Genomic DNA, 18,609 nt, shown 5'->3' with positions numbered 1-18,609 from the left:
ACTTCAACCGGATGCCCCCCTCATGGCTATTACTCGCGTCGAACTCAACGCCAACCGTTTACGGCTTCGACGTGATAATAGGCAGTTACGAGCGAGTCGCCGCGACCATCGATATCTCGAGGGGGACACATTAGCCAATGCGTCGGCGGACACCCTCCAGACCCCAAACACGGTCCCCCCGGTTGTTGACGGCCAGCCGTCAGAAACGAGTTCGGACAGCGGCCCAATCCGCGAGATTTCCCCTGGTAGCCGTCACCGCATTGATTCGCACCAGTCCGGTACCGACAGCAAGCTTTACGATCTGAAGGCCGTTATCTCGGGAGCCCCGACGCCCAACTCGGACCAACACACCCCCGTCTTGGATCGGTCCGACGAGAACGTCGATCTCAAAGAAACGTCCGGCAAACCCGTCGACGCCAAGACCACCGAGACACCGGTCGATGCGATTGCTGCTGTCGAGACGTCTGCAGTCGAGGGAGGAGCCGCCACCCAGATCGCGGCCGAAAAAACCGTTGCCAAAGAAACTCCCAAGCAACCCGCCCCAAACGCAGCGGCAACCGCTCCCTCTCCGGCACCGCCTGCCAGCGCAGTCGACCCCAAGGTCGGACAGTCTCGACTCGATCTCATCACCGGTGAGTGGACTTGGTTTGCAACCACCCGCTCCCAGCGTCCTGATCAGTACGGCAATGTCCTCGTGCAACCCGCCAAAGAGATTGACTGCCCGTTTTGTGCAGGCGAAGAGCACCGCACTCCCAACCCGGTTTGGGTAGCGAGTATCGATGAAAAAAGCGATCCCCATGACTCACAAAGTGCCACTTCGACCGAGAACGCACCGGATTGGGCCGTTCGTGTCGTTCCCAACCTGTACCCCGCAGTAACCCGCCTCGAAGATGCCGGTGTCCATACCCCGCCGGACCAAGACGTTAGCGACCAACAAGCTGAAAAAGAAGCGATGCCCGCGTCAGCGAGAATCCATCGCTCAGGCGGTACTTTCACCTCATACAGTCATGCTCAAGCGATCTTTCGAGAAGGAAGAAAACCGACGCCCTCGTCCCCAGCGGCGAAGCTGTTTCCCTGCGAACCCGCGATGGGCGGGCACGAAGTCATCATCGAGGCCCCACGCCATACCGAATCACTCGGTGAACTCAACACGTCTGAGATCGCACTCGTGTTCGCCGCCTACGCCGATCGCATCCGTTACTGGCGGAGCGTTCCGGGCGTGCGACACGTCAGCATTTTCAAAAATGTCGGTCGCGACGCGGGCGCATCGTTGCAGCACAGCCACAGCCAACTGATTGCGACGAACCGCGTTCCCGCCCTCGTGCAACAGGTCACCCGTCGACTCCAAGCCCACCATGCTCGCGTCGGCTCGTGCTTGCAATGCGACCTGATCCGCGGCGAAATGGACGAAAAATCTCGCATCGTCAGCCAGACCGACTCGTTTGTTGCGTACTGCCCGTTTGCGAGCCGGTTCCCAATGCAGGTACGTCTGACATCGAAGGAACACCTCAGCTGCATTAGCGAATTGCACGAGCGACCGCTCGCCGAACTTGCTCGACTTAGCCTGCGAGTCGTCCGTTGGCTGGAGGCACTCCGCCCGCGAACCGCGTACAATGTCCTCGTACATACCTGCCCGGTTGACTTCCAAGGTGCCAAGGAATCCCAGCACTGGGCGATCGATATTTTCCCGCGAGTCTCTCGGTTAGCCGGATTCGAACTGGCGACCGGAGCGATGATCAACCCGATCTACCCCGAGACCGCCGCGAAGGCGTACCGAGCCCAGGCACGACTCAGCGATCCCCGCTACGTGCTTCGCTAGGATGCATTCACTTAATCTTTACGACTACCAGCTCCCGCGAGAGCTGATCGCCCAGGAACCGCTCCGCAATCGTGTCGACGCCCGACTGATGCTCGTCAATCGAGCCAATGGGACGATCGACCATTATCACGTGCGAGACTTGCCGGAACTTTTGCGGGCCGAAGATTCGCTCGTACTCAATAACTCCCGCGTCGTGCCCGCCCGCCTGATCGGCTACCGCACGCGGACCGAGGGACGCTGGCAAGGTTTGTTCTTGCGGAGTGATCCGGAGTCGGGGATCTGGGAATTGTTGACGAAGACCCGCGGCACGCTGAAAACCGGCGAAACCATCACGCTACAAGATCGCGATGCCCGCGACGGCGGAAAACTTGAAGTGATCGGCCGCGACCTGGAAGGACACCTGCTCGTCCGTCCGCTCCCCGAATCCGTGCTACTCGACGAGTCTTTGACTGGCCACGAAACATCACCCACCCGCTGGCTCGAACGGTTCGGCCGCGTGCCGATCCCGCCGTACATTCGCGACGGACGAATGGTCGACGCGGATTTGGTCAACTACCAAACCGTCTTTGCCAGCACCCGCGAAGAGGACAAGGCCAGCGTTGCGGCCCCCACCGCGGGCCTGCACTTCACCGAAAACCTGCTTAAGAACATTGCCAAAGGCCAAACTTCGATCCACGAAGTCACCCTGCATGTCGGCATCGGAACGTTTCGCCCGATCGAGGTCGAAAACATTGACGAGCACCACATGCATCACGAATGGGGCCGGATCGACTCAGAAACCTGCGAAAACATCAACGCCCGACGTGCCGCCGGTGGCCGCTGCGTCGCCGTCGGAACGACCAGCGTGCGAGTCCTCGAAAGCGCCGCGGCGGCTAACGCAGGTGAGTTGCGAGAATGGACCGGAGCAACCGATCTGTTTATCAAACCGCCCTATCAATTCGCAGCCGTCGACGCGCTGATGACCAATTTCCACCTGCCCAAAAGTTCGCTGCTGGTGCTCGTCAGTGCTTTGGCGGGTCGCGACCTGATCATGCAGGCCTATCGAGAAGCGATCGTATCGGAGTACCGATTCTTCAGCTACGGCGACGCGATGCTCATCATTTAGCGTCCGAGATTTTGAATCGCACAGCTTAAAAACAACGCGAGCGCAAAAGGGAAGGGCCATGGTGAAGCCCTCCCTGCCTCACCATGGCCCTATCAATGCTGGAACGATGGCACCGATCGTTCCGCCCTCCCAATCCATGGTACCAGTAGTATCGGATCCCGCCGGCCGAATCCTTCAGCAGAAATCTGCCGAGCCACAACTTTCTTAATAGAATTCCCCAAAAAGCCGAGATTAGCTCACCCCGCAGCAGGTGGACGGCATCTTCCCAGCCCTTGCGGCAATCACGACGGCGACGAAAGCGGCAAAACCCCCGTTACGTCCGCCTCATCGTGAAAATGGGACTCGACACTCGCTCGGGCGAATCCATTGGGCGGCATCAGAAAGCCGCCAAAGAAGCGACGCCCCAACGCCCACAGGTGATAAACCTACGAGCCGGAACGTCATTGAGAATCAATCACCTAGCTTGGCCAGGCGACCGCTACGCGAGGTAGAAATCGTTTGCCGGTGCCACCATCGATGTCGCCGGTCGGGCCGTGTTGGTCTTGTAATAATCCGGTGCCCAGCGATTCAGTTCAATGTACATCGCCACAACGGCAATGATCATGAACAACATCGCCAACAACAACATCACGGTGAAAATGTTCGCCGGTCGCTTGGCCGGCTTACCGCCAAAATTACTCGATGGTTGTGTCGACACGATCACCCTCCTGAATCGTTCCTTCGCTGTAATCGTTCAAAATCTCAGCGACCGAACGATCTGGCTCGGTCTCACGCACTCGCAAACGAGTCACGTAACGACCGCCTCGTGTGACTTCGAGAAAATGCCCTTCTCGCAGTCCATCGTCATACCCGATCGAAACCTCGACCAATTTTCGCGGCCGATTGATTACGAGCACGCTGCCGTTTCGCTCTGGCGGTGCCCCATCGAGAGGATCGTTGATGTTCAAGCCCGCCGCATCGACGACTTCTTTGTAACGCGTCACCTGGGTGAGCAACTGGTCGTTTCGGTCCTGCTGCAACTGAACGATCCCACGTAATTCGTTCATGTCATCAGTCAATTTCAGCGTTTCCGCGAACAGGGTATCGCGATCCTGCTGTTCTTTGCGGATTTGCGAACGCAACAGAGTCGTCTCAGCAGTCAACTTTTCGAGCTCTTCAGCACGACTCCGGTCGAGCTGGGCCAACTCGGTGTTCTTGGCCTGAAGCTGCTGGACGGTCGATTCGCTCTCACGAAGCTGGGATTCGAGCTGATCGAGCTGCGTTTGCAGAGCAGCGAGGGCCGTCCGCCGAGCCGCTTTCTCGCGATCGAGGTCCGCCTGAGTCCGAGCACGAGCTTCGCGAAGCTGATCGTTGGTTCGTTCGTATGCTTCGATCTGAGCCTTTAGACCATCGTCGGCGAGCACCATGTCTCGCCAATTGCGGTGCGAAGCGTTGACCGCGAGGGCCAAGACCATGAACACCACACTGAGCAGCAAGATCAAAACCGAGAAGGATTTCCCGAGTAGATTCATGGGAAAGTGGTTCCAAGGAGACAAGAGAGAGGTGGGAAGGGTGTGGTCGCAAGCAAAAATTATAATTGACGAAAAAAATAGGTGTCAACAAAATTGGGTCTTTTACCAGCGACTCGCCTAGGCAACTTAGGTAAGCCGGCGAGTATAACGATTCCGCCGATTATCCGAGCAATATCTCGCCGATTTTGTTGACGGCATCCTCCACCCCGTGCCGCAAACGCACTAATTCAGCGGCCTCCGCGACGTGACGGGCCCGCTCCGTCGGATCCCCCGCCATCGCGAGCAACGCCTCGGCCAGCGAATCGGGCGACGCCGGATCAGCCCAAAAACAGGTGGGCTTTCCAGCCTCGGACTCCAAATCCGTCGTCCCCCCCGACCTCGTCGCGACGACCGGCACCCCCAAGGCAAACGCCTCCAAAACCACGTTGGGCATGCCTTCGAAATGCGACGGCAACACCAACGCGTCCGAACGGGCGATCTCCGAAACCGCCGGGGAAATCACCCCCGCGAACTCAACGACGTGCCCATCCAAGCTGCCATCAGCATCGGAAATTTCGTGCCATCGTCGCTCAAGCGTCTCGCGGTCGGGGCCATCACCGACAAAGCGGATCGCCAATCGAGGCACGCCCGTCTCCGGCCATCGACCACGCAGCCGAGCGACCGCCTCGATCAAATCCACCTGCCCCTTTTCGCGAGTCATCCGCCCGACGCAAACCAATCGCAACCGAACGAGACCATCGGCGGACGGCCCGGCCGTATCAACTCGCGGCCTCAAAGAGGAACGAGCCCTCTCCGTCGATTCCGGGAAACCGGCCAATCTCCGCACCCGTTCGACATCGACAGGATTGGCGACCACGATGACTCGATCGCGTGGCAGACCATAATATTTCACCGCTGAATCCGCCGCCGCCGTGCTGACCGCGATCACCGCGTCACTTCGCAGGTACGCACCGCGGAGCAGCCGCCGTTTTGCAGCCACAAACCGCTTTTCCACCATCGGCAACGCGACGTGGGGCGGACTAACGATCGTCGACACCCGCCGCGCGGTCACAACATCGCGAATAAACGGATGACCGGCGATCAGGGTGTTGTGGAAGGCGCGATCGTAAACCACATCGACCCGCTCTCGTCTAACCAACTCCGCGAACTCGGCCGCTTGCCGACGCAGGATCGTACCCGGCCATCGATCGGCGAGCCGCTGCAAAAGACCGCGATGGCCTGCGGGCGTAGGGGAATGAATCGTCACATCGTCGGGAAGCTCTGCGAGCAACTCGCCAACCCGATGGGTCAGATACAAATGCACGTCAAAGCGATCACGGGGCAGATGGCGTGCCAGCAACGCGACCTGATGTTCGCTGCCGCCACCCCGCATCGACGTCGCCATCAAGAGCACGCGGGTGCGCCGCGCCGGTGGCGTCAACGGACCTGCCTCTGGACTCAAACGCCCGCTGCCGATCCAGTCTTTTCCGCGATCAACGCGTCCAATTCCGCTTTGAGTTTGGGAAGGATCTCGTCATAGCTGAACGCCCCCAGGGCCTCTTCACCTTTCTTCAGATTGACTTTCGCCGGACCGCACCACAAACCCAAATCGGCGTCATCCGTTTCTCCGGGCCCATTCACCCGGCACCCCATCACCGCGATGGTGATTGCAAAATCCTTCGCATATTCGGTCATTTCTTTGACGTTCGCGGCGAGATCCACAAACGCCTCGTTCTCGACCCGCGAACAACTCGGGCAGCTGATGATGTTCAGCTTCGTGTCGTCAAATCGCACGACACTCCGCACCCGCCCGGCATAAACGTCGTCGACGATTTCGCGGCCCGCGTCGATCTCTTCCGGTTTGCGCGGGTTCGGCAACGTCAGCGAAACACGCACCGTGTCACCGATTCCCTTGCCGATCAATTGTTCAAACGCGATCCGTGTTTTGATAATGCCCTCCGGCGGCATCCCGGCTTCGGTAACGCCGAGGTGCAGCGGCACGTCGGGACGCTGTTCCGCAAACCGACGGTTCACCTCGACCACTTTCGTCGGATCGCTGTCCTTCAACGACACGACGAATTGATGGAACCCCAACGAGTCGACCAACTCGCAGTGCTCGAAGGCGGACTCGAGCATCGGCGTGATCGAATCGTCCGCCGCGTATTTCTCCTTCTTCGCCGGATCGACGCTGCCGCAATTTACTCCGATCCGAACGGCACACCCGTTTGTCCCCGCCAGATCGATCAGGTAGCGAACCTTGTCCTGCCACGTCATGTCACGACCGTGGTGATAGAGGTGCCCGGGGTTGTAGCGGATCTTGTCGACATGCGGCGCAACCAACTCGGCGAGCCGGAAGTTCTCCTGCAAATCCACCGCGAGATTGGCGGTCGTCCGCTTGCGAATTTCCGCCAACGCCTCAGCGTCCTTCGCGCTATCGACCGCAATCCGCACCACGCCGGCACCGCGTTCCCGCAACGCCTCGGCTTGGGCCACCGTGGCATCGACGTCCTGTGTCTTCGTCGCTGTCATGCTCTGCACCGCAATCGGATTGCCATCGCCGATCGTGATCGAACCGATGGTGACAGGACGGGTGGGATTTCGCTGAATCGACATAAGAAGAAAGGATAGAAAAGGGAGGGAACTGGTTCTGGGATTGTGAGCGTTGGCTCGGCGGAACGGAACGACGTCGAGCGAATCCCTATTGCTTGCCAAGCTCGCGTTGGTAGAGCCGGCGGATTTCGTCAAGATCCGCGTCGACAGGCGGCAACTGGGGATTCATCTCTCGAAACGTGTCCCGGACAATCGCCGCGACACTGGCGTCTCGATACCATTTTTTGTCCGCGGGGATAATGTACCAGGGGGCATGTCTGAAATTGCATTTTTCAAATACGTCTTCGTAAGCCTCTCGGTACAAATCGGCTTTCAAACGGGCCTCGTAATCACCGGCGTTGAGCTTCCAGTGCTTGGTGGGATCGTCGAGCCGTTTCTTAAACCGCTCTAGCTGCTCGGCGGGGCTGATGTGCAAATAAAACTTCAAAATCCGAGTTCCCCGGTGTGCCAGTAGCTTCTCGAAATCGTTGATGATTTCGTATCGCTGTCCCCATACCGATTTGGGAACAATGTCCTCCACCCGAACCACTAAAACGTCCTCGTAGTGCGAACGGTTGAAGATCGAAACCTTGCCCGCCGCGGGTGTCGCTTTGTGGATCCGCCACAGGAAATCGTGGGCGAGTTCCTCGCTACTGGGCACCTTGAATGGGTATGTTCGGCACCCCTGTGGATTCATTTGACCGAGGACCTTTCGAATCAATCCGTCCTTGCCCGCCGCGTCCGGTGCCTGCAGCACGATCAGCAGCGACTGTTTCGCCTCCGTGAACATCTGATATTGAAGATCGCGAATTTCATCGATGGCATTTTCCTTAAACGCCACCCCGTGTTCCTTACCGCTAAACGGCCCCTCAAATTCAGTAGGAATCTTCGCCAGCGAGACCTTTTTTCCCCGCCGAACACCGTGTTCGTCTCGGAAATCAAACTTCGGATTCAGATCCCAGGTCGTGTCTTGCATCGAATTGGTTCAGAAAAGGTGGACACGGAGCGGTCAGTCAGCCGAAAACGAACGGGTTATGATGGAAAACGCGTCGGGCCGAGTGCCGCAGTGTAGCGTGCCGATCCGGGGTCGTCCAAAGTCCCCGAAAAGTGCCGTTGAACAAGGGTTGCCAAGGCGACCGCAATAAAGCACAATCCCGCACAGACGCAAGATTCCACCAGGAGCGGTGGCTGAGTGGTCGAAAGCACCGGTTTGCTAAATCGGCGTACGGGTCAAACCGTACCGCAGGTTCGAATCCTGTCCGCTCCGCTTGTAAACGAAAACGTAGGATCGCTGATTTCAATGCAGCACCGTCCAAACAACGGTGCTGTTTTTGTTTCTCAGTCCTTCACCCGGAAGTGTAGCTCAGTTGGTTAGAGCATTCGACTTTTAATCGAATGGTCCTGGGTTCGAGTCCCAGCACTTCCACTTCTTTTTCTCTCGCACAGCAGCGAGAGCCACAGGCAGCCGCGGCCTCTTTCCCGCTCGAACGAAGCCCGACCGGGAAACGTGAGCGTCTCGGTGCCGCCTGAGCAGCAGTGGCGTCCGTTGGCCCTCCCGCTTGGCTCGGCTCGTCCCACCTTGGCGACGAAATGCTTCGCCGCCCAGAAAGACCGCAAGGCAACGGGCACACGTGATAGAAATCCCAGGTAAATCAGGAGAGAAAACGAGAACCGCTGACTACCCTATTCGACGAGAGAGCCAAACGCATTCGGTTCGTAAAAACGACGCCTGTGATTAGCCTTGATTCCATCTGTCGCCTGACCGACTCATCGACTTCGGTTCAACCTTATCGCTCCACCGTCATTTTTGAATCGTCATCTTGAACAACTGGCTGAACCTGCCCACGAATTTCCTCTGGACGATCAGCTTGCATCAGCTGCTGCTGGCAGTACTCTGCTGGGCCACCGGCTGGCTGGTGGTCAATCGCAACTGGAAAGTGAACTACACTCGCAAAATCAACCATTTCGCGTTGATGCTGTGCCCGTTCCTACTGGCGAAGGTTTTTCCGTACCAGCCGAGCATCACCACGTTTCTAGCGACGGTGTGTGTGTTCACGATAGCAACACTCGCGATGTCCCATCCGGTACGCGAGCGGGTGTCGATGATGAAGACGGCATTCGCTGCCGTTGATCGACCCGAAGATCGCCCGCACACTCTACTTTGGATCATCAGCCAAGCGGTTGTGGCGGCAATTGTCTTGATGGGTATTTTTCTAGCCTTTCAAGAACTGGACATCCCGGCATTAGTCAGCATCCCACTGGTGGTCACCGGCATCGGCGACGGGCTGGCCGAGCCGGTTGGGGTCCGGTTCGGAAAACACACCTACCGCGTGCCATCGTTAGCCAAAAACCGCAGCTACGTCCGATCGATCGAGGGCAGCGCATGCGTTTGGATCGTTGCGTTGCTCTCAGTCGCCTGCGTCTACCCTCTCGTCAGCACCGGGCAATGGATCGCACTCATGCTGTTACTACCACCGATCATGACAGCGACCGAAGCCGCGTCACCTCATACCTGGGACGCCCCATTCCTCTATCTCTCCGGCGGCCTGACCATTGCCGCCGTCACGCTCGCACTCTAACAATCCGCAGCCCACTGAAGCGTCTCGCATACTACAAACGCATCACCCCGATATGTGCGATCGCGCGAGAATAAAATACATCCATGCGGCTCTCATTCAAATCCTTTTCTCTCACGAAACTCCGGTGCTCTCAACTGGCAGACACCGGCGTTTCGTCAAAAAAGTACTTTGCGACTGACGCGAACGCACCGGCACAGGACGCCGGTCGCGTGATTCGATGACGGTTACCCTCGCACTTACGCGATCCCTGACTTGCGCGAATGCTTGAGCGATCATCCTCAAACTCTGGCGTTTACAGAGCGTGGTCGTCCTTAACCAAACAAACCACTTGCCGTTTAAGGACTAGATTGAACGAGCGGTTCGCAATTGCCACTGACCCTCGCGAACTTCCCTACCGGCCACCCGGCAATTACACTCGGGCTATCCCTTACGCCCGTTTTTTGGCATGTTTTCCGCAAATGGACACCTGACCTCTCTTGTTCACCGAAGCAGTCTCTTTCGCAATCATGCTGGTCGTATCCTGCGGTTTCGCCGCGTGGTATGGATACCGGCATGGCAAGCAATACGCACTCGGCGCTGGCATGGCTGCGTCCTTGCTGGCTGGAACCTGGTTCGAAATCACCATCGCCGATACCGAGATCAACGTCACAATGGCGACAGCCATTATTCTGCTGGTCGCGTATTGCGCGCATTCATGGCGTGAGATGTTCCGATGCCTCAATTTGCTGGATTTCTTGGTTGCCGCCTTAATGGTTTGGCACATCACCGTGGACACCTACCACGATGGCCAACCGCTCACCTTTGCCGCCCAGGCCTACGGCCAATGGATGCTCCCCTACGCCGCCGGACGCTACGCATTTCTACACCCCGGTTCGCTCACCAAACTGTCACCGATCTTTGTGGCCGTCGCCGTGTTCATTTCGCTCGCCGCTGTCTTGGAGGCATTCACTTCAATCAATCTATGGGAAATTGCCTTCACCACGGTTGATGACAAGGTTGCCCGCACCAGTAGCCTACGCTACGGCATGTTTTATCGTGCAATCGGTCCGGTTCGACACCCAATTTTTCTAGGCGTTGTCCTACTTTCAACGATTCCGTTTGCGATTGACCTCTGCCTCCGCTCGACTGCGACACGGAAATTTCAAATACTTGGGTGCTTGCTGCTAGCAGTTATTTGCCTTGGCATCGCGTCAACAATATCGAGAGGTCCAATACTCTGCACTTTCATTGCATTTGGGTTTGCATGGGCATGCGCAAATCGAGCCGCGAGAATTGCGATTGCGACCTTAGTTATCTTGGGCATCGCCGCAGTCAGCCTCAATACAGAGGCTGCGATCCGGCTTTTCGACTCAGAAGGCACTGGAAAAGAAACTGCTCGGATTATACAGGTGGACGGCGACGGTTCTCCTGCCGTCACCACAAGTTCACGACATCGGATTTTTGTTGTGCAGATCTACGGCCCTCTTGTGATCAAAGGAGGCCCGCTCGGATTCGGCACCTCGAATTCAACGGGCTTCCCACCTCGAAACCTTCCGGGACTCCCCGCGGCCCCCGAAATACGAAAGCAATTGGGGATCGTCGACAACTCCTACATAAATGTCGGCCTACGGTTTGGATGGATCGGCATTGCCCTATTTACAGCTTCGTTGCTCGTGGCAATCGCATTAAGCCTCCGACTTGGCCCCGTTGCATCAACGTACTTTTATCCATCGCAGAACCATGTTTGCTTCGCGTATGCAGGCATGCTCTTTGCGGTAATGCTCGAAATCATAACCGTGTTCTGGTCGTATGACTTTTCATTCTGGACTCTCTTCCAAATGGGGGCCGCCGCAGGCTTAACCGCGCAAGCAAAACTCGTTCGAACGGGACAAGTGACAGGCTAACCAATCGACCTTGCTGCCGCCTCCGTACCGAGTAACTGCCGTACGCCCTGCCACTATTACCCCGAGCGAAAACGCATCAGTCAGGCGAGGATACCTTGCGACCGCGAATGGCCGGCCAGGACGCCAAGTGCGGACGCGACTTGCTTTGTCACGATTTTCGATGAATCGCGTGGAAGGCCGCCAACCCCGGTAAGAACCACAAACCAAGAATGAGTCATTAACACGAACCACCGCAATTGGCGTGGCTGTTGCGATGAGATCGAGACGCCCGATGGTTGACATCAATCTGAAGTCGAAGTAGCCAGCCTTCCGCGTCTCAAACGACCTTGACGAGCAAATTTGCCTGGCAACACGAGGGGCAGCAGCCCCCGCGATCAACCGGAAGCCCTGAAATAACGCCGAACATTGCTGGCGTGCCTCCGCCATTCCCCAGGGACTTGTCTTGCTAACCGCAGTGGTTGGCACGCGGTGTTATCAAACAGGACACATATCCTCGGTAGCTACGCAATTTGGATATTTCCTCGCTTTTTCGACAGAAACGGCGTTCGTATCCCACTCTTCGTCAGCGTAATGGGCTGATCAAAGCCTTTACTTTTGAATTCAAAATTTCGCTGGTTGATCGCGTCAAAGCCGTAGCTAACCTAGGGGCGAACGAAATGAGCAGCCGCGCAACCCCCTCGTTCGCAGGGGGAAGCTAGTGCCACCCAAAGGCACGAAGTGCGCGCGGACACCCCCTACAAAATGCTTGACTCGAGTTTACCACCGCTGGGTAATCATGCAGAACATGCACTCAACTTTCGACCTCGGCAAATTGAAGTCGACCTCAATTCCTCAGACCAGGAAGACAGTGTGATGAGTTCATTGATTTATGAAGCTGGAATTGACTCACGCGTTACCTCGTCCTCGCTAAACTGGCCGAATGCGAGTTCAGTACCGCGATCGAATCCTGAGCATCAGTCGAAGATCAGCACTGCATCGGCGTTGAGGCTGGGGCGGCGCCAATTCTGGCTGGACACTAGGTTTGCGATCCCACTCATCATTGCTGACGCTGCGGCTGCCGGTGCGTCGGCGATAACGGCTTCCTCTATTGGCGTCTTAGTCGGTGAAGTCATTGAAGCGGGGTTTATTCCAGTCGCCATCTTGATCACATTGCTCGCCCAGTTGTTCCATGGCCTATACCCAGCGTGTGGAATGTCGCACTCGACGGAGTTCCGACGACATCTTCAGACAGCCCTCTACGTAAGCGTGGGCATGGGATTGGGCATGTTCTTTGCGGGCAGCTTCCCTTGGGTTTGTTGGCTGATTTTCAGTATAGTTTTTCTGTTTTTGCTGTCGTCGTCTCGGTCGCTTGCCCGGTATTTACTTTCCTCCCAAGCCTGGTGGACGCAGCCTATCCTGGTCGTCGGGAATGGGGAAAGAGCGGCTCGCTTGTTTGAACGACTTGGCAAAATGGGCAGCGATGGGCTAAGGCCAGTGGGGATCGTATACGATCCCCACCCGCACTGGACGAACAACTTCGAACACAATGCTGCACTGGAACGCGACCAAGTGCTCTTGGCCAATGCGGTACGAGCCAGAGTAAAGCGATCAGCACCGATGTACATCGGGCCCATCAGCGAACTGGAAGACATACTGCTCGAATCGGGCACGTGCCGGATCGCGATTGCCGATTGCCACGATATGTCTAGCAACCAATTCACCAGCTTTCATGGCATACCGCATGTTGCGGTTCCCATGGACCTATCCAGCCAACCCACCGAAAACGTGCGGATCGTTGAGGCAGACGGGCGGGTTGAGATGCATTGCCAAACGACACTGCTCAGCCCCCAGGCTATGATTGCAAAACGAGCCATGGACCTAATATTAGTTGTCGGCGCCATGCCATTCTGGATCCCTGTGATGGTACTGATCGGCCTGGCGATCAAACTCACAGACCCCGGCCCAATCTTCTATCGCCAGTCGCGTGTTGGCAGATTTCGTCAACCCTTCGACGCCCTCAAGTTTCGAAGCATGTGCTGCGACGCGGATCGCAAACTGAATGAGTACTTGAGCAACAACCCTGAAATGAAAGCGGAGTGGGATGCGACACACAAGCTTCAAAACGACCCACGGATCACAGGTATCGGCCGTATCATTCGCAAAACAAGCTTAGATGAATTGCCGCAATTGATCAACGTGCTACGTGGCGAGATGAGCCTGGTCGGGCCCAGGCCGATCATCGACTGCAGTAGCTACGACCGCGAATACATCCAAGAGCATCCCGATGTGTTCGAGATGTATCAAATGGTGCGTCCCGGCATCACCGGCATGTGGCAGGTGAGCGGGCGAAATTCCACCAGCTACAAACAGCGGATCGACTTCGACCGTTTCTATCTTCACAATTGGTCCATCGCAACCGACATCTTCATTCTCTGGCGAACGATCAAAACGGCTCTCTTCCAAGAAGGCGCGTGTTAGCACTAAGTCACAACTTGGAATGAAGGTTGATGATTTTAGCCGTTTGGGCGATAGCCCCGGTTTTTCGGTAAATCGTGGCTAGCGCCAAAACGCAACGCTGTGAAGCATTTTGAACTGCAAAAGCAAGGCTTTTGCTTGTTAGCGGAACGACGCAAGCCGTCCAGTACTAAGCTGTGACACACATCTAGAAACAAATAACTTTTTTGGCGGCAGACGCATCACTATACCGAGCCCCGATATTTCCGGCATGGATGCTAGCGTCGACTTTCGCGTTTCGCATTGTAGAACAATTTTCCCAAATTGTTTTTCATCCTCAGTCGCAGCGATGGCTTCACAACAGGCGACAATCGTCGCCTGAAGTCGCCTGAAAATTGCGAAAGCCGAACTTTCTTAGGACTTAGATAGACAATGAAACGTGCACTCATCACCGGCATCACCGGCCAAGATGGCTCTTACCTCGCTGAGTTCCTCTTGGAAAAGGGCTACGAAGTACACGGCATCAAACGCCGCGCCTCATCGTTCAATACCGAACGAGTTGATCATATCTATCAATCGCCACACGCAGGGAGCAAACGCTTCCAGCTTCATTACGGCGACCTCACGGACACCTCGAACCTGACGCGGATCATCCAAGAGGTTCAACCCGACGAAGTCTACAACCTGGGTGCGCAATCCCACGTTGCGGTCTCGTTCGAGTCTCCGGAATACACTGCGGACGTCGACGGCCTCGGAACGCTTCGACTTCTCGAAGCCATCCGCTTCCTTGGTCTTGAGCAGAAAACACGATTCTACCAGGCGTCCACATCCGAGCTGTTTGGTCTCGTCCAAGAGATCCCACAAAAGGAATCAACGCCGTTTTATCCGCGTTCCCCCTATGCGTGCGCCAAGTTGTACGCGTATTGGATCACGGTCAACTATCGTGAATCCTATGGGATGTATGCGTGCAACGGAATTCTTTTTAACCACGAATCGCCGCGCCGCGGCGAGACTTTCGTCACGCGTAAAATTACTCGGGGAATGGCGAACATCGCCCAGGGGCTAGAGCCGTGCCTGTACCTCGGCAACATGGACGCACTCCGCGACTGGGGACATGCAAAAGACTACGTCCGTATGCAGTGGATGATGCTGCAACAAGAGACCGCAGACGACTTCGTCATCGCAACCGGCCAACAAATTACCGTCCGTGAGTTTGTGAAAATGTCAGCCGCGGAAGCCGGTTTAGAAGTCGAATTCAGCGGCGAAGGAATCGACGAAATTGCAACCGTCACCGGGGTCACCGATCACGAAAGGGCTCCTGAAGTCTCCGTCGGCGACGTGATTGTCCGAGTCGACCCTCGCTACTTCCGCCCCGCCGAAGTCGAAACGCTGCTAGGCGATCCTACCAAAGCAAAAGACAAACTCGGCTGGGAATGCGAAATCACCGTTGAAGAAATGTGCGCCGAGATGGTAGCCAACGACCTCGAACAAGCCCGCTGCCACGCCCTCCTAAAGCTCCATGGCCACAGCGTCAGCTTCGCCGTGGAGTAGGCGGAAGGCTGCCAGTTGTCAGATAAAAATCCTCAGCATAGAGGTGGTGTGGTTGCTAAGAATTCTCGCGTCTCCGGCGATCGGTCAGTGCCCGCGGTTACGGAGCGTGAACGAACCTCAATATCCAGTGGCTTCAGTTTCGGCTCTGCCTTCACTCGACTTTTCCCCCATGCCAACTACCAATTATGACATCCAACTTTCAACTGCATTCCTCCAACGCTCCTCCGCCACTTGCCTTGATCACTGGTATCACCGGTCAAGACGGTTCGTATTTATGTGAGCTTTTGCTGTCAAAGGGCTACGTCGTCCATGGACTCGTGCGGCGAAACAGTTCGACGACGAGGGCTCGGTTAGACCCAATATTCCAAGACAAAGAAGTCTACGGAAAACGACTCTTTTTGCACTATGCGGACCTTGATGATGTTACCACCATTCGCCGACTTCTTACGAAAATTCAGCCCGACGAAATATATCACCTCGCAGGCCAAAGCCATGTTGGCACAAGTTTCGAGATCCCCGAGTCGACGTGCGAGTTCACCGCCATGGGAACACTGAAGCTGCTGGAGATTATTCGTGATCTAGCCAAGCGACCGCGGTTTTTGCAAATAAGCAGCAGTGAAATTTTCGGTCGCCCCACTGCGTCACCACAAAATGAGCACACTCCGATGCGGCCCGTCACCCCGTATGGAGTGGCTAAGGCTTTCGCAACCAGCATGACGTGTTTGTACCGCGAATCCTTCGACCTCTTTGCCTGCAATGCAATTTGCTACAACCATGAGTCACCTCGACGCGGCGAATCGTTTGTCACCCGTAAGATCACCCAGGCCGCCGCCGCAATATCAGTCGGCCTGCAAGACAAACTTAAGATGGGCAGCCTCGACGCTCGTCGCGACTGGGGTTATGCACCAGAGTACGTCGTAGGTATGTGGCAAATTTTACAGCAAAACAATCCTGATGATTACGTACTAGCAACCGGGGTCGACCACAGTGTCCAGGAATTTCTGCAGACCGCTTTCGAAGCAGTCGGGCTTGACTGGAAAGACCACTATGAAGTGGATCAGCGGTTTATTCGCCCCGCCGAAGTCAACATGCTGGTAGGAGATCCAAGCAAAGCGTGGCAGCGGCTCGGCTGGAAACCGCAGTCAGACTTGGCTTCGATAGTGCGAAGTATGGTTGACGCGGATCTATTGTTGATTAATCGCAATCGATTCCCCAATTGTGCCGTCGCCTCACAAGCGTGGACATCACCGCCGAATGCAAGTTCCGGCAAATCCTAATAATGGCTTCGCAATTCGAACTGAATATTGAATTTTCCTAGCGGTAGTCGCCACCGACAATCATTCAAATCTATCTTGCACGCTCAATTCGACACCAACTGACGAACTAAATGAAACGCTCGCTCGGCAAACAAGCACAAAGCGTCAGACAAAGAATCTAAGCACGTGAACAGGATTGATTGTGTTTAATTGGCAAGCGAATTGCAGCATTGGTTCGATGGGAATCTCTCGTGGTTTTGCTAGCATTTCGCCTGAAGGTCAGGCGGCCGCCACAGCGTCGTTTCCTCCTAACTTCAACGGGAGGAGTATCATGGCACGGCCTGCAATTCTGTTTGCGGAAATCAAAAGTGAACAACAACGCGATCGTCTTGTCGAACTTTGGAAACAACATCCCAATCATTACACGCGAATGCGGGGACACGCGATCATCCTCTGTGACGCCGGCTACAACGTTAGTCAACTGGTGGACATCTTCGGTGTTGATCGCGACACCGCAGCCAGCTGGATCTCGCGTTTTAACCAGGGAGGAGTCGACGCCCTTTTCGATGACGACAGACCGGGCGGGCCGCGAAAACTCGTCGAACAGGAGCAGCGGATCCTCGAGGATCTTCTCCGAGAGTATCCCTCGCACCCTGCAAAGGTGATTGCGAAGCTGAAAGAGAAAACGGGCAAATCGATCAGCCGCAAGTCCCTGTCGCGATACGCCAAACGATTCAATCTCAGCTGGAAACGGTTTCGCCGCAGCCTTCGGCAGAAACGGGACGAACGAGCGTTTCGACTCGCTCAAGCAGAACTTGCCGAGCTGCTCGAAGAACTTGGATTGAACGTAGTCTATTTCGACGAAGCTGGCTTCTCCCTCAAGGGAGTCGTTCCCTATGGGTGGCTTCCGGTTGGTGAACGCACCGATGTGCCTGTCACCGGCGCGCACGGATCGACGGTGCAGGCGATGGGCTTCGAGCACCAAGACGGTACAACCCAGACCTACCTTCACAAGGGTTACGTCAACACGCAAACCGTCATCGACGTGTTCGACGATTTTTGCGAGACCATCGACCAAACGACCGTGGTGATCTTGGACAACGCGTCTTGCCACACCAGCAAAACCTTCAGGGCGTCGGTGGAGCGTTGGGCGGAGCGGGGCTTGCTGGTCTACAACATTCCTCCCTACAGCCCAGAACTCAACGCGATCGAACGATTGTGGAAAAAACTCAAGTACCAACTGATGCCCGCAAATGCTTGGGAACGGTTCAAAACTATGCTGGATACTTTGACATCGAAGCTCGCAGAACTCGGTGAAGTGACCTATATGCTGTCGCTTCATCATTACGCCGAATAACTCCTGTTCTCGTGCTTAGAATCAGATCTTCTTTCTCAGTGCGGAAAGAACCCCGAGCTCAATCCAGCATCAACTCGACTCCTGCTTGGTTTAGCACCAGAGATTCCACGGTAGGAAACTACCCCCTTTTATCGGCGATTGCCCTATGTTTGTGACAGGTTGTGTTCGTGGTGGAGCACGTTCAATTGCTGCGAGTTGTTGCGGACTGCATGCGTGCAACGTGACTCACTCAACCTTGGATCACCCCGCCACGCCGAAACCCTTGCGATTCGAAGGAACGCGTGACGTTCGGCGAATATCGCTCAAAGCTCAAAAAAGTGCATGTACCTCGAAAGTAAGGACAAGCCAACTATCAATATAATGTCGCAACGAACGTACCACAATCCTTGATCATTGCGTTCTCGGTTCGATGAGTAGGGGATCGGAAAACTATAGCGAGCGTGTGGTGGTATACGGCACCATAGTATACTTACCCAGGGCGATTGCGCCACATTGGGCAATCTGCGAAGCTGAGCAAGGGTTCGTGATTGGGTAGCTGGTTTGCAGC

General features: G+C 55.9%; 13 protein-coding genes and 2 tRNA genes. 10 read left to right on the top strand and 5 right to left on the bottom strand.

The genetic code is table 11. From position 1 onward, the window contains the following. The first annotated feature begins 22 nt into the window (after nucleotides 1–22). Together NB063_RS01210 and queA are read left to right on the top strand one after the other, a co-directional pair. A complete protein-coding gene (locus tag NB063_RS01210) occupies nucleotides 23–1,819 on the top strand; it encodes a galactose-1-phosphate uridylyltransferase (protein ID WP_250926904.1) in 1,797 nt (598 codons plus the stop codon). 1 nt (nucleotide 1,820) lies between these two features. Beyond that, complete coding sequence (queA, locus tag NB063_RS01205; protein WP_250926903.1) at nucleotides 1,821–2,924, top strand: tRNA preQ1(34) S-adenosylmethionine ribosyltransferase-isomerase QueA; 1,104 nt, start codon at nucleotides 1,821–1,823, stop codon at nucleotides 2,922–2,924. A 478-nt stretch (nucleotides 2,925–3,402) separates the two neighbouring features. Here the strand turns inward: queA and NB063_RS01200 are convergent, their stop codons facing one another. The 5 genes from NB063_RS01200 to NB063_RS01180 all read right to left on the bottom strand — a co-directional run bounded on the left by NB063_RS01200 (nucleotide 3,403) and on the right by NB063_RS01180 (nucleotide 7,979). Continuing rightward, nucleotides 3,403–3,621, bottom strand: coding sequence for a hypothetical protein (locus NB063_RS01200; protein WP_250926902.1), 219 nt, complete (start codon nucleotides 3,619–3,621; stop codon nucleotides 3,403–3,405). Continuing rightward, nucleotides 3,599–4,435: a hypothetical protein gene (locus NB063_RS01195; protein ID WP_250926901.1), complete on the bottom strand. Its 837-nt coding sequence runs from the start codon at nucleotides 4,433–4,435 to the stop codon at nucleotides 3,599–3,601. The genes NB063_RS01200 and NB063_RS01195 overlap by 23 nt, the downstream gene beginning before the upstream one ends. A 160-nt stretch (nucleotides 4,436–4,595) precedes the next feature. After that, nucleotides 4,596–5,876: a glycosyltransferase gene (locus tag NB063_RS01190; RefSeq protein WP_322975033.1), complete on the bottom strand. Its 1,281-nt coding sequence runs from the start codon at nucleotides 5,874–5,876 to the stop codon at nucleotides 4,596–4,598. Continuing rightward, entirely contained in the window at nucleotides 5,873–7,027 is a 1,155-nt protein-coding gene (ispG, locus tag NB063_RS01185; protein WP_250926900.1) for a (E)-4-hydroxy-3-methylbut-2-enyl-diphosphate synthase, read from the bottom strand. Before ispG ends, NB063_RS01190 begins: the two co-directional genes overlap by 4 nt. Nucleotides 7,028–7,112: 85 nt before the next feature. Then, nucleotides 7,113–7,979, bottom strand: a complete 867-nt coding sequence (locus NB063_RS01180; protein WP_250926899.1) for a polyphosphate kinase 2 family protein — start codon at nucleotides 7,977–7,979, stop codon at nucleotides 7,113–7,115. Nucleotides 7,980–8,181: 202 nt separating this feature from the next. On the opposite strand from NB063_RS01180, the gene NB063_RS01175 reads away from it, so the two are divergent. The 8 genes from NB063_RS01175 to NB063_RS01140 all read left to right on the top strand — a co-directional run bounded on the left by NB063_RS01175 (nucleotide 8,182) and on the right by NB063_RS01140 (nucleotide 18,062). After that, nucleotides 8,182–8,270, top strand: a tRNA-Ser gene (locus NB063_RS01175). A gap of 85 nt (nucleotides 8,271–8,355) precedes the next feature. After that, a tRNA-Lys gene (locus NB063_RS01170) sits at nucleotides 8,356–8,429 on the top strand. Between the two features lie 394 nt (nucleotides 8,430–8,823). Continuing rightward, complete coding sequence (locus NB063_RS01165; protein ID WP_250926898.1) at nucleotides 8,824–9,582, top strand: hypothetical protein; 759 nt, start codon at nucleotides 8,824–8,826, stop codon at nucleotides 9,580–9,582. Between the two features lie 506 nt (nucleotides 9,583–10,088). Next, a complete protein-coding gene (locus NB063_RS01160) occupies nucleotides 10,089–11,465 on the top strand; it encodes a hypothetical protein (RefSeq protein ID WP_250926897.1) in 1,377 nt (458 codons plus the stop codon). Between the two features lie 852 nt (nucleotides 11,466–12,317). Beyond that, nucleotides 12,318–13,922, top strand: coding sequence for an exopolysaccharide biosynthesis polyprenyl glycosylphosphotransferase (locus NB063_RS01155; protein ID WP_250926896.1), 1,605 nt, complete (start codon nucleotides 12,318–12,320; stop codon nucleotides 13,920–13,922). A gap of 408 nt (nucleotides 13,923–14,330) precedes the next feature. Beyond that, nucleotides 14,331–15,449 (top strand): GDP-mannose 4,6-dehydratase, encoded by a 1,119-nt coding sequence (gmd, locus tag NB063_RS01150; RefSeq protein WP_250926895.1) that lies wholly within the window; start codon nucleotides 14,331–14,333, stop codon nucleotides 15,447–15,449. 185 nt (nucleotides 15,450–15,634) lie between these two features. Further along, nucleotides 15,635–16,726 (top strand): GDP-mannose 4,6-dehydratase, encoded by a 1,092-nt coding sequence (gmd, locus tag NB063_RS01145; RefSeq protein ID WP_250926894.1) that lies wholly within the window; start codon nucleotides 15,635–15,637, stop codon nucleotides 16,724–16,726. A 310-nt stretch (nucleotides 16,727–17,036) separates the two neighbouring features. Further along, complete coding sequence (locus tag NB063_RS01140) at nucleotides 17,037–18,062, top strand: IS630 family transposase (protein ID WP_250926893.1); 1,026 nt, start codon at nucleotides 17,037–17,039, stop codon at nucleotides 18,060–18,062. The last annotated feature ends 547 nt before the right edge of the window (nucleotides 18,063–18,609 follow it).

Origin of the sequence: Aporhodopirellula aestuarii (assembly GCF_023701485.1) — a bacterium.
Lineage (GTDB): Bacteria > Planctomycetota > Planctomycetia > Pirellulales > Pirellulaceae > Rhodopirellula > Rhodopirellula aestuarii.
The sequence above is the reverse complement of the archived record's forward strand: the minus strand, read 5'-3'. Positions and strand labels throughout refer to the sequence as shown.